Origin of the sequence: Terrabacter ginsenosidimutans (genome assembly GCF_039539425.1) — a bacterium.
GTDB lineage: Bacteria > Actinomycetota > Actinomycetes > Actinomycetales > Dermatophilaceae > Terrabacter > Terrabacter ginsenosidimutans.
The window spans coordinates 14,198-26,001 of the sequence record NZ_BAABDC010000004.1 but is presented as its reverse complement, the minus strand read 5'-3'; the positions used below and the strand labels follow the sequence as shown (position 1 = coordinate 26,001).

The 11,804-nt window shown below is 71.8% G+C and carries 11 protein-coding genes; 4 read left to right on the top strand and 7 right to left on the bottom strand.

Annotated elements, in window-relative coordinates; all coding sequences use genetic code 11:
• Window positions 1–18: 18 nt before the first annotated feature.
• Together ABD831_RS12940 and ABD831_RS12935 are read left to right on the top strand one after the other, a co-directional pair.
• On the top strand, window positions 19–2,214 hold the full coding sequence (locus ABD831_RS12940; protein WP_344947011.1) for an MMPL family transporter: 2,196 nt from the start codon (window positions 19–21) through the stop codon (window positions 2,212–2,214).
• Complete coding sequence (locus ABD831_RS12935; protein ID WP_344947008.1) at window positions 2,211–2,975, top strand: GNAT family N-acetyltransferase; 765 nt, start codon at window positions 2,211–2,213, stop codon at window positions 2,973–2,975. Before ABD831_RS12940 ends, ABD831_RS12935 begins: the two co-directional genes overlap by 4 nt.
• Before the next feature lie 18 nt (window positions 2,976–2,993).
• Here ABD831_RS12935 and ABD831_RS12930 read toward each other — a convergent pair whose 3' ends face one another.
• From ABD831_RS12930 to aspS, 4 genes are all read right to left on the bottom strand, one after another.
• Window positions 2,994–3,428 carry a VOC family protein gene (locus ABD831_RS12930; protein WP_344947005.1) on the bottom strand — a complete coding sequence of 145 codons (435 nt, stop codon included), beginning with the start codon at window positions 3,426–3,428 and terminating at the stop codon, window positions 2,994–2,996.
• A 9-nt stretch (window positions 3,429–3,437) separates the two neighbouring features.
• Window positions 3,438–3,890, bottom strand: a complete 453-nt coding sequence (locus ABD831_RS12925; RefSeq protein ID WP_344947002.1) for a helix-turn-helix domain-containing protein — start codon at window positions 3,888–3,890, stop codon at window positions 3,438–3,440.
• A 24-nt stretch (window positions 3,891–3,914) separates the two neighbouring features.
• Entirely contained in the window at window positions 3,915–5,600 is a 1,686-nt protein-coding gene (locus tag ABD831_RS12920; protein ID WP_344946999.1) for a peptide-N4-asparagine amidase, read from the bottom strand.
• A 145-nt stretch (window positions 5,601–5,745) separates the two neighbouring features.
• Window positions 5,746–7,575, bottom strand: coding sequence for an aspartate--tRNA ligase (gene aspS, locus ABD831_RS12915; protein WP_344946996.1), 1,830 nt, complete (start codon window positions 7,573–7,575; stop codon window positions 5,746–5,748).
• Window positions 7,576–7,702: 127 nt separating this feature from the next.
• Between aspS and ABD831_RS12910 the strand changes: the two genes are divergently transcribed.
• Window positions 7,703–8,776 (top strand): acyltransferase family protein, encoded by a 1,074-nt coding sequence (locus ABD831_RS12910; protein ID WP_344946993.1) that lies wholly within the window; start codon window positions 7,703–7,705, stop codon window positions 8,774–8,776.
• On the opposite strand, the gene ABD831_RS12905 is transcribed toward ABD831_RS12910, so the two are convergent.
• Complete coding sequence (locus ABD831_RS12905) at window positions 8,769–9,677, bottom strand: LysR family transcriptional regulator (protein WP_344946990.1); 909 nt, start codon at window positions 9,675–9,677, stop codon at window positions 8,769–8,771. The two genes, ABD831_RS12910 and ABD831_RS12905, sit on opposite strands and share 8 nt — an antisense overlap.
• A 73-nt stretch (window positions 9,678–9,750) precedes the next feature.
• On the opposite strand from ABD831_RS12905, the gene ABD831_RS12900 reads away from it, so the two are divergent.
• Window positions 9,751–10,788 carry an EamA family transporter gene (locus ABD831_RS12900; RefSeq protein ID WP_344946988.1) on the top strand — a complete coding sequence of 346 codons (1,038 nt, stop codon included), beginning with the start codon at window positions 9,751–9,753 and terminating at the stop codon, window positions 10,786–10,788.
• Here ABD831_RS12900 and ABD831_RS12895 read toward each other — a convergent pair.
• Both ABD831_RS12895 and ABD831_RS12890 read right to left on the bottom strand, forming a co-directional pair.
• Window positions 10,690–11,127: a YchJ family protein gene (locus tag ABD831_RS12895; protein ID WP_425582821.1), complete on the bottom strand. Its 438-nt coding sequence runs from the start codon at window positions 11,125–11,127 to the stop codon at window positions 10,690–10,692. The two genes, ABD831_RS12900 and ABD831_RS12895, sit on opposite strands and share 99 nt — an antisense overlap.
• A complete protein-coding gene (locus ABD831_RS12890; protein WP_344946985.1) occupies window positions 11,124–11,801 on the bottom strand; it encodes an NUDIX domain-containing protein in 678 nt (225 codons plus the stop codon). The genes ABD831_RS12895 and ABD831_RS12890 overlap by 4 nt, the downstream gene beginning before the upstream one ends.
• Window positions 11,802–11,804 lie beyond the last annotated feature (3 nt).

The following is an 11,804-nucleotide window of genomic DNA, read 5'->3' as shown; positions in this document are numbered from 1 at the left end:
CTGTGGAAGGCTATCCGCGTGCAGAACCCCTCAGCCGCGGGCCCGGCGCCCCGCACTCGTCTGGCTCGTCTCGGAGCCCTCATCGCGCGCCACCCGCTCCGCTGGGTGGGGGTGTGGGCCGTCATCGCGGTCGCGTGCTTCGCCGTCGCGGTCGGAGGGGTCACCGGTGAGTCCCTCTTCGAGCGCCTCCACTCCGGAGCCCCGACCGTCGAGTCCGAGTCCTCGCGCGCGCAGGACGTCATCTCCGAGAGCCAGCCCGCCCTCGAGACGCTGACGATGCAGGTGACCGGCGCCGACCTCACGGATGCGACCACCCTCCAGGACGGCGCGACAGCGACCCATGAGGTCGGGAAGGTCCCCGGCGTCAAGACCGTCCGGTCTCCCCTGCTCGCGCCGAAGGGTGTCACCGACCCGTCGGTGGCGCCGCTGCTCAAGGGCGGCACCCCGGCCGCGGGCGGCTTCGTCACGGTGGTCGACTTCGTGCCCGGTCTCGACAAGGCCGCGCAGGGCACCGCCGAGTCCCAGGCCGAGGCCCGCCTGCTCGCCGTGGCGACGGCGATGGATGCCCAGGGGTCCGTGGGCAGCACGAGCAAGGTCATCAAGGCGATCACGAGCACCGTCGAGCGCGACCTGCTCCGCGGCGAGGGCATCGCCCTGCCGCTCACCTTCCTCGTCATGTTCTTCGTCTTCGGCGGCTTCGTCGCGGCAGGCATGCCGATCGTCGGCGCCGTCGTCTCGATCGGCGGGGCCCTGCTCTCGCTCTTCGGCTCCTCGCACGTCGTCGAGCTCGACGCCACCGTCGTCAACATCGTGACCCTGCTCGGCCTCGGCCTGTCCATCGACTACGGACTGCTCACGGTCAGCCGCTTCCGTGAGGAGCTCGCGCACCGCAAGCACGACGTGCCGACACGGGAGGAGGTCGAGCGTGCCACCGAGCGCACGGTGGCCACGGCCGGGCGCACCGTCCTCTTCTCCGGGCTCACGGTCGCGATCGCCCTGGCCGGCCTGCTCGTCTTCGAGGCCTCGATCATGCGGGCCATCGGTGTGGCCGGAGTCAGCGTCGTGCTCGTGGCGATGGTCGTGGCGATCACGCTCGTTCCCGCCCTTTGTGTCGTCGGCGCAAAACGCTTGTCCCGCAAGGCAGTCGAGCAGACCTCCGACGTGGGTGTCTTCTCACGCCTTGCCGTCGGGGTGCAGCGGCGCCCGGTCGTCGTCATCGTCGGTGTCGTCGTCGTCCTCGTGACGCTCGCCCTGCCGACCTTGTCGATGAAGCTCACGTCGTCAGGCACCGAGCTGCTCCCGACGGACGCTCCGCAGCGGGTCTTCTTCGAGCAGCTCGACCGCGACTACCCGGCCCTCTCCGCCCCTGAGGTCACCGTCGTCGCGGGCTCGACCGACACCGCTGCCGTGACCTCGTGGGCCCAGCAGTTCCGCAGTCGGCCGGGCGTCGAGGCACTCACGGTGCAACCGCTGGGCACCGAGCACCAGCGGGTCAACATCCGGGTCGCCGGCCGGCCGACGTCCGACGAGGCGCAGGACCTCGTGACGACGATCCGCGCCACGGACGCGCCGTTCGAGACCCTGACGACCGGTCAGGCTGCGGGCCAGATCGACTTCCTCGACTCCATGTCCGCCCGGGCGCCGTATGCCGTGGGGCTCGTCGTGCTCGGCACGTTCGTCCTGCTCTTCCTCATGACGGGCTCGGTCGTCCTTCCCGTCAAGGCGTTGCTGCTCAACGTCATCTCTCTCGGAGCAGCCCTCGGCGTCGTCGTCTGGATCTTCCAGGAGGGACATCTCGAGGGACTGCTCGGCTTCTCGTCGGTCGGGGCGGTCGAGTCGATGGTGCCCTTCCTCGTGCTCGCCTTCGGCTTCGGACTGTCGATGGACTACGAGGTCTTCCTGCTGTCGCGCATCGTCGAGTTCCACCGGCACGGCGTGGAGAGCGACCGTGCTGTCTCCCTGGGCCTGCAGCGCACCGGTCGGATCATCACCTCGGCGGCCCTGCTCATCATCATCGTCTTCGGCGGCTTCGTCGCCGGCGACATCCTCATCATCAAGGAGATGGGAGTAGCGCTCGTGGCCGCCGTCGCCATCGACGCGACGTTGGTCCGCATGCTCCTGGTCCCGGCGACGATGACCGTTCTCGGGCGCTGGAACTGGTGGGCGCCCGCGCCCCTGCGGCGCCTCCACGACCGGTTCGGGATCACCGAGTGACGGCGGTCGTCACCGGGCACGGGATCGAGGACCTGCTGGCGGCGACCGGTGGGCACCCCTTCGTCAGGTGGGAGGTGACGGACGGGCTCGCCGAGACGTGGTGGAGGTCGGCCGACGCCGTCGCCTTCCAGCGCACCCGCAAGGCGGTGCGCCGCACCGTCAACGTCCTCGGCGGCGACGCCGGGGTCACGGCGTTGCTCGACCACCTCCCGGAGATCGCGGCGACGGTCTCACCCGAACGACGGGCCTTCTCGGTCAGCGTGCCCCAGCACCTGGAGCCCCGGCTGCGCGAACGGTACCGCGTGCTGGACGGGGGCGACTGGGAGTGGTTCCACACGACGACGGCCCCCGACGAGCACGCGTCCCACGAGCGCGTGCGGCCCCTCGACGACGTCCACCGCGCCGCCGAGGTGCGCGCGTTCCTCGAGGCGCACTCCCCCACGGCCGACACCGAACCGGGTCAGGGCGATCACTGGTTCGCGGTCGAGGACGACGACGGGACGCTCCGCGCGGTCGCCGCGTGGGGCACGACTCGCGCCGGAGCGCCACACCTGTCGTCGGTCGCCGTCCACACCAGCCTGCGAGGGCACGGGCTGGGCCGCACCATCGTCGGTGCCGTCACCCGGCGCGCGGTGCTCGAGCGCGGGGTGTGCACCCTCGGGATGTACTCCCACAACGTCGCGGCGCGCAACCTGTACCTCTCACTGGGCTACGACCGCCTGTGCGCGTGGTCGAGCCGGCCGGTCGTCATCGACCGCTGAGGTGCCGCTCAGCGGGTCTCAGGCGAAGTCCGCGGCCACGACCTTCCGGTCGGCCTCCTGCACGAGGACCACCCAGTTGCCCGAGTTGTCGCGGCACACGGCCTCGGTGCCGTAGGGCCTCGCCGAGGGTGGCTGGAGGAACTCCACGCCCTTGGCCGTCAGGTCGGCGTAGGTCTTCTCGCAGTCGTCGACCGAGAGTCCGAGACCGTTGAGACCGCCGGCGTCCAGGGCCCGCTTCATCGCGGTGACGAGCTCGTCCGGGAAGGGCGGACCGGGGATCGCGAGGCTGACCTGCAGCTCGGGCTGGTTGGGGTGCACGACGGTGCACCAGCGGTAGCCGTCCCCGAGGGTGATGTCGTCCTTCTCCTCGAACCCGAGGACGTCGACGTAGAAGCGCTTGGACTCGTCGATGTCCTTGACGAAGACACTGACGATGGAGATGTTCGTGATCATGCAGCCACGTTAGGACGCGTCCGTCCCGGAGGGCTTCTCCTCGGTTGCGCAGCGCTCGGCCAGGCCCCACATGAAGATGACGCAGCCGGGGATGTGCGGTCCCCCCGACACGGCATACCTGGCCTGGAAGCTGCTCGGCGTCTCCCCCACGACCGCGCGGAAGCGGCTGCTGAACGACCCGAGGCTCGTGAAGCCCACGGCGTGGCACACCTCGGTGACCGTGAGGTTCGAGGAACGCAGCAGGTCCTGGGCCCGCTCGATCCGCCGCTTCGAGACGTAATCGAGCGGCGTCACGCCGTAGGTCGCCCGGAAGAGCCGGAGGAAGTGGTACTTCGAGAGCCGCGCCTCCGCGGCGAGCTCATCGAGGTCGACGGGCTCCGCGTAGTGGCGGTCCGCGTGGTCTCGAGCGCGACGCAGGTGGACCAGGACGTCGTCGGGCGCACGTCGGTCCACGGTGGTCACTCCCACATTGTCGCCCCCGGGCCGTCAGCCGACCGAGTCGGTGACGAACGTGCCGTTGACCGCGCGGAGACGGTGGTCCCACGACGTCGCCACCCTGCCGAGGATCCGCTCGGTGGCGGTGGCGCGGGCACGGGTGTCGGCCGTCGCGTGCCGCTGGTCGCGGGGCACGCCGTAGATCCACGCGGCGCGGCCGTCGAAGGTCGAGCTCTCGGTACGGCTCGACAACGCCGCCCCGCCGCGGGAGGTCGACGTCGTGCGCTCCCAGGAGATCTCGAGGTCACCGGTCACGTCGTAGGCACCCGCGGTGTCGGTGCGGGGGTGGAAGCCGAGCACGTCGTCCTTGTCCCAACGGTGCTCCGTGCGCTCGACGGTCGGGGTCCCGTTCCCGGGGCCGGTCGCCACCGCCTGGGAGTCGGTCCACGACGCCTTGAGCGTGTCGTCGGCCTCGTCGTCGGTCCACGAGTGCGTCGAGGTGTTGCCCAGGATCCGCGTGACCGTGGTGGTGACGGGTCCACGCGAGGTGGACAGCGTTCCGCTGACCCGGAACTCGCGGGTCGCGTCGAGGTCGACGTGACCTGCCCGGTCCCCGGTCCCGGCGACCGAGCTCGTGACGACCGGCTCGGGTGCGTATGCCGTCCCGGTCGTCCCTGACACCACGCTGCGGCCCGCGTCGCGCCAGACGCGGAAGCGAGGCGCGATGGTCCAGCCGCCCTGCCCAGAGGGCAGGCCCACGACCGAGAGGCGCACGTCGTGCGGCTCGCCGTCGTTGAGACGGGCCAGGAACGGCGTCAGGTCGTAGCCGAGCGGCGGGATGTCGAACGCCTTCGGTGAGGGGATCGCGTACCAGAGGAAGGGGTTGCTCCAGCCGCCCGTGTAGACCACCGGGTAGGGCGCCGCGATACCGGCGAGCCGGCCGTCGATGCGCACGTCGACCTCCCGGTAGGGCAGACCGTCCGGGCACGAGTAGCCCGTGCTCGCAGGGGCGCTCGTGTCCCAGAACTCCTCGCAACCACCGCCGGACCCGGTGGCGAAGACGTCGGCGACCAGTCGGGTCGAGTTGCGCGGCACGGTCAGCGAGCCGACGAGGTCGGTGCCGTCGCGGTGGGTGCCGGCGAGCGGGAGGACGGCGTCGGACGTCTGCGCCGCAGGGGCGCCGCGTCCGGTGGTGTAGAAGTCGAGATCGACCGTCACGTGGATGACTCCGGTGTACGTCGAGTCGACGACGTTGCCGATGACGGCCTCGACCTGCTGCGGGCGGGCGAGGAGCGGTGCGAGGTCGGTGACGTCCTTCTCGACGTGCCAGCTGATTCCGTCGACGCTCGGCTCGGGCGTCGAGAGCGTGAGCATCCGGACTCCGCCGACGTCGACGTGACCGAGACGGTCGAACTGTCGCCCGGCCACCGAGCCCTCGAGCCTCATGACCACCTTCGACCACGGACCTGCGCAGCCCGTCGGCGGGGTGTACCCCCGCGCGTGCACGTCGAAGTCGTCGAACGCGTCGTCGACGACCCGCACGGTGCAGTGGCGCGTTCCCGGCACGGAGACGGGTGGCTCCGGGGTCCGGGGGTCGTCCCAGTCGCTGCCGAACTCCGCCGGCGGGCCGGCCGCCAGACCCGTCGGGGGAACGGCCGCGGCCGCACTCGCGCCGGTCAGGGCGAGGACGGCGCCGAGCAACGCCGTGGTCAGGGGAAGCAGGCGTGGGATGCGCATGACCGCACGCTAGGGCGGGGCCGGTCAAGGTAGGGCAAAGCGCACGGCTGCTGACGGCATACGACCGGCAGCTGGATACGCGTGAAGGGTCGTCGTCACCGGGAAGACGGAGACGACAACCCTCCACGGACGGGAGTCCCGGTGGTCAGCTCCGCGACGGGCTGACCTCGGGGGCGCCCTGCGGGGCGGGGGTCGAGGCGGCCGGCTTCGCGTCGACACCGGCCTCCTTGCGCTGCTCGGGCGTGATCGGCGCCGGCGCAGCGGTCAGCGGGTCGTAGCCACCACCGGACTTCGGGAAGGCGATGACGTCGCGGATCGAGTCGGTGTGCGCGAGGAGCGAGACGATGCGGTCCCAGCCGAGGGCGATGCCGCCGTGCGGCGGGGCGCCGAAGGCGAAGGCGTCGAGCAGGAAGCCGAACTTCTCCTGGGCCTCCTCGTCGGAGATCCCCATGACCTTGAAGACGCGCTCCTGGACCTCGCGCTGGTGGATACGGATCGAGCCGCCGCCGATCTCGTTGCCGTTGCAGACGATGTCGTAGGCGTAGGCGAGCGCCGGGCCGGGATCGGTGTCGAAGGTGTCGAGGAACTCGGGCTTGGGCGAGGTGAAGGCGTGGTGCACGGCCGTCCAGGCGCTGTACCCGAGGGCGACGTCACCGGAGGCCGTCGCGTCGGCGGCCGACTCGAAGAGCGGCGCGTCGACGACCCAGAGGAAGCTCCACGCGTCCTCGTCGATGAGGCCGCAGCGACGGCCGATCTCGAGCCGGGCCGCGCCGAGGAGGGCCCGAGAGGCCTTGGCCGCGCCGGCCGCGAAGAAGATGCAGTCCCCCGGCTGCGCGCCGACGTGTGCGGCGAGGCCGGCTCGCTCGCCGTCGGTGAGGTTCTTGGCCACCGGGCCGCCGAGCTCGCCGTCCTCCTGGACGAGGACGTAGGCGAGACCTCGGGCACCGCGCTGCTTGGCCCACTCCTGCCAGGCGTCGAGCTGCTTGCGCGGCTGGCTCGCGCCGCCCGGCATGACCACGGCGCCGACGTAGTCGGACTGGAAGACACGGAACGTCGTGTCCTTGAAGTACTCGGTGCACTCGACGAGCTCGTTGCCGAAGCGCAGGTCGGGCTTGTCGGAGCCGTAGCGGGCCATCGCCTCGTGGTAGGTCATCCGCTGGAAGGGCGCGTCGAGCTCGACACCGATGAGGCGCCACAGCGCCGCGATGATGGACTCGCCGAGCTCGATGATGTCGTCCTGGTCGACGAAGCTCATCTCGATGTCGAGCTGGGTGAACTCCGGCTGGCGGTCGGCGCGGAAGTCCTCGTCGCGGTAGCACCTCGCGATCTGGTAGTAGCGCTCCATGCCGGCGACCATGAGCAGCTGCTTGAACAGCTGCGGGCTCTGCGGCAGGGCGTACCACGAGCCCGGCGCCAGGCGGGCGGGCACGAGGAAGTCGCGGGCGCCCTCGGGGGTCGAACGCGTCAGGGTCGGGGTCTCGATCTCGACGAAGTCGCGGGCGCCGAGCACGGCGCGGGCAGCGGCGTTCACCTTCGAGCGCAGGCGGATCGCGGCGCCGGCGGAGCTGGCACCCGGGCGGCGGAGGTCGAGGTAGCGGTGCTTGAGGCGGGCCTCCTCGCCGACGGTGACACGCTCGTCGATCTGGAAGGGCAGCGGCGCCGCGGGGTTGAGCACCTCGAGGTCGCTGACGATGACCTCGATGTCGCCGGTGGGCAGGTCGGGGTTGGCGTTGCCCTCGGGGCGCTCGCGCACCTCGCCGGTGACCTTGACGCAGAACTCGTTGCGCACGTCGTGGGCGCCGCCCTGCGCCAGCACCTCGTCGCGCGCGACCACCTGGGCGACGCCGGACGCGTCGCGAAGGTCGAGGAAGGCGACCCCGCCGTGGTCTCGACGCCGCGCCACCCAACCGGTGAGGGTGACGGTCTGGCCTGCGTGGTCGGCACGGAGTGTGCCGGCCTCGTGAGTGCGGAGCACGGAGGGTCCTTCCGGGACGGGGGTCGGGCGGCGCGGGGCCACCGAGTCGAGGCAGGTGCCCTGTCGCACGAGGCGGCAGCGGGCACCGAGGACCAATCCTAGACCGCCTGCACCTAGGCTCTTCGCCGTGCAGCACTCCCGCAACCGCGACCTCGACGGCGTTCGAGGCCTCGCGATCCTCCTCGTCGTCGCAGCCCACTCGGGACTCCCGGTCCGGTGGGGCGGCCTGTCAGGCGTGACGCTCTTCTTCGTGCTGTCGGGCTACCTCATCACGAGCCTGCTCATCCGCGAGTGGGGCCGGTGGGGCTCGATCAGCCTGTGGCGCTTCTGGGGCCGCCGGGCGCTGCGCCTGTTGCCCGCGCTCGTGCTGCTGCTGGCGCTCGCTCCCGTGCTGCTCTGGGCCACCGGGGACGACCAGCTGTCGAGCTACCCGACCGCTGCGCTGGCCTCGCTCTTCTACGTCGGCAACTGGGTGCGGATCGCCGGCACGGACCTCGGCGTGCTCAACCACCTGTGGTCGCTCTCCGTCGAGGAGCAGTTCTACGTCGTCTGGCCGGTGATCTTCATCGTCCTCATGACGTGGCTGCGCAGCCGCGCGCTGGCGGTGGTGCTCAGCCTCGCAGCGCTCGCGACCTTCTACTCGGTCTGGACGCAGGGGACGGCGATCCGCCTCGACATCTCGACGGAGACGAACGCCTTCGCCCTGCTGCTCGGCGTGGCCCTGGCCTTTGCCCTGGCGGGGGTCCGCGCCCGCGGCTGGGACCTGCCGTCGGCGAGCCCGCTCGTGCCCTTCGTCGTCATGGTCGCCGTGTCGGCCTTCCCCGGGCACGGCCTCGCCGTGGACCACCCGCTCTTCCGCCCTCTGGGTGCCGTCTACGCCGTGCTCGGTGTGTGGCTGGTGTATGCCGCGGTGTCGGGTCACTCGCGCGTCGTGGGTTCCCGCGTCATGGTCTTCTTCGGCACCGTCAGCTACGCGCTCTACCTGTGGCACCAGACGTTCATCAACAGCCGGCTGCTCGGCGAGCACTCGACGCCGCGCAACCTCACGCTCATCGCGGCAGCCGTCCTCGTGTCCTGGCTGTCGTGGGTCCTCGTCGAGCGGCCGGTGGGTCGACTGCGCGGACGCCTCCGTCTCGACCAGCCCTCGCGCCGACAGCAGGAGTTCGCCGAGCGGCAGGCCGCTCCAGCGTCGGTCAGCTGAGGTCGAGGGCGGCCTCGGCGGCGAGCGCCTCGACGGTCGCCGCGAGCGCCGGACGGTCGGTCATGGTGCGGCGCCAGACCAGGCTCACGGTCCGCTCGGACACCGGCTCGACGATGGGGACCGCGACGACGCCCGGGGGCAGCGGTCCCCGCCCGAGGCGTGGCACGAGGGCGATGGCCTCACCCTGCGCGACGAGCGCGACGTGGGTGGCGAACTCGAGGGCCACGTGGGCGATCCGGGGCGCCCGGCCGACGTCGAAGTACATCTTCTGGAGCCACTGGTGACAGATCGAGCCGGGGGCGACGCTGGCCCAGGCCTCGTCAAGCACGTCGGTGACGCCGATGCTGTCACGCGTGGCGAGCGGGTGGTCCTCGTGCACGAGGACGTCGGCCCGGTCCCGGCCGAGGTCGCGCACCTCGAGATGGTCCGGGATGGCGAGGGGCAGCGGCTCCCAGTTGTGCACCAGGGCCAGGTCGTGCGTGCCGGCCGCGACCGCGTCCACCGCGTCCCACGGGTCGATCTCGTCGGGCCGCAGGGTCACGTCCGGTGCGACCGCGCGCAGCCTCCCGATCGCGCCCACGACGACGCCTCGGTAGGCCGTGGCGAACGTGGCGAGCCGCACGGTGCCGACCGTCTCGCCGCTCGCGCCGTGGATCCGTGACTCGAGGCGCTCCATGTGGGCGAGCAGGTCCCGCGCCGACTCCGAGAGCGTGCGGCCCGCCTCGGTGAGCAGGACGCCGCGGCCCTGCCGCTCGAGCAGCTGGACTCCCGTCTGGGTCTCGAGGCGCTTGATCTGCTGGGAGACGGCGCTCGGCGTGTAGTCGAGCGCGGCCGCCGCGGCGCCGACGGAGCCGTGGGCCTCGACGGCGACGAGCGAACGGAGCGCGACCGGGTCGATCATGCAGCGATGCTACACAGTCAGGGCAACGACAGTTCGATGGACGTGAACGGTCGTGCGCCATGAGGATGGCGTCATGCGCCGCCGTGACACCGCCCTCGCCGTCCTCGTCGCCCTGCTCTGGGGCACGAACTTCGTCGCCATCCGCACCGGGCTGGACTCGGTCCCGCCGCTGCTCTTCCTCGCAGTGCGCTTCACCGTCGTGTGCCTCCCGGCGGTGTTCCTCGTGCGCCGACCCGCCCTGCCGTGGCGCGACCTCGCACTCATCGGGCTCTTCACGAGCCTGGGGCAGTTCGCCCTCCTGTACCTCTCCTTGCACCTGGGCATGCCGCCGGGTCTCTCGTCGCTCGTCCTGCAGGCCCAGGTGCTGCTCACCGTCGTCATCGCGGCCGTCTGGCTACGGGAGCGCCCGTCCGTTCTGCAGCGCGCAGGCGTGGCCCTCGGCGGCGCCGGACTCGTCACGATCGCCGTCGGGCGTGGGCTGAGCGCGCCCCTGCTGCCCCTCGTTGTCCTTGTCCTGGCGGCGGTGTCGTGGGCCGTCGGAAACGTGCTGACGCGGAGGTCGGGAGCTCTCACCGGACCGGGCGCGGGCCTCGGGGTGACCGTCTGGTCGGGGCTCGTCGTGCCCGTGCCTGCCCTCGCACTCTCCCTCGCCTTCGAGGGGCCCGCCGCCGTCGGCGAGGCCCTGAGCCACCTCCAGTGGCAGGCCCTCGCCTCCACCGCCTACACGGCGTACCTGTCGTCGCTCGTGGGCTATGGGATCTGGAACACGCTGCTCGGTCGCTACCCGGTGGCGAAGGTGACGCCGTTCGCGATGCTCGTGCCGGTCTTCGGCATGGCTGCAGCCGCGGTGGCGTTCGACGAGCGGCCACACCCGCTGGAGCTGGCCGGTGGTCTCGTGCTGCTCGTCGGTGTGGCTGTCGCGGTCACGCGCCGACGTGCACAGGCGGGTGCGGTGGCGTCCACGAAGCCGCGTGCCGCAGAGCCCGCTGCTCCCCCGGCGCCGACGGAGGCGTCAGCGCTGCTCGCCGTCGAGGTAGAACCACCGGCCGGCTCGACGGGCGAAGCGACTGACCTCGTGGAGCTGGCCCCGACGTCGCCCGGTGCTCGTTGACGGCGCCGCGGGTTCGGTCCACCGCGCGACGAACTCGACCAGGCCGTCCTCGTCGTCGACGGCGCCGCGCTCGGTGCGCAGCACGGTGAGCCCGGTCCAGCGGGTCGCGGAGTCGAGATCGAGACGCGGGGGTCTCGTGCGGGGATGCCACGTGCGCACCAGGTAGGCGTCGTCGCCCACGGCGAACGCCGCGTAGCGCGACCGCATGAGCTCCTCCGCCGTGGCTGCCGAGCGCTCCGCGCGGTGAAGCGCCCCGCAGCACACGGCATACGGCAGCATCTCGGGACCGCCTCCGCACGGGCAGGGACCCGAGACGCTCGTCCCGAAGGCCGTGCTCACGACCTCGCTGCCCGTTGGGCGGCGCGGGCGGGCCACGGTGCATCGTGGGGCCGCAGCGTCGACCAGCCGCGGGTGCGGGACAGTCCGGCGGACAGCAGCCCGACCAGGGTCGCGGAGTTGCTGATCCGGCCCGCGAGGGCGGCGTCGACGGCGTCGTCGAGCGGCACCCAGAGGGGACGGATCGTCAGCTCCTCAGCCGTGCGCTGGTGCGCGTCCGCGGCTGGGACCTCGTGCAGGCCCCGGGCCAGGAAGATGCGCACGGTCTCGGGGAAGGCGCCCGGGGACGTGACGTCGTCGGCCAGCACGTGCCACGTGTCGGCCGTCAGGTCGACCTCCTCGGCCAGCTCGCGCGCGGCTGCCTCCCACGGAGGCTCGCTGTCGACGTCGAGCAGCCCGGCGGGCAGCTCCCACACGTGTCCGCCACTCGCGTGGCGGTACTGCCGGATCATCAGCACGTGAGGTTCGTCGTCGAGCTCGCGGAGGGCGAGCACGGCGACGGCGCCGGGGTGCGTCACGAGGTCACGCGTGACGACTCCCCCGGCGCCGAGATCGACGCGCTCGCGCACGACGTCGAAGATGATCCCCCGAAAGGGGGTCGTCGACTCGAGGACCGGCTCCGCGGTCCACTCCTCGACGAGGTCGGCCCCCGTGCCGCGCGGTGCGTCCAGGCTCACCCG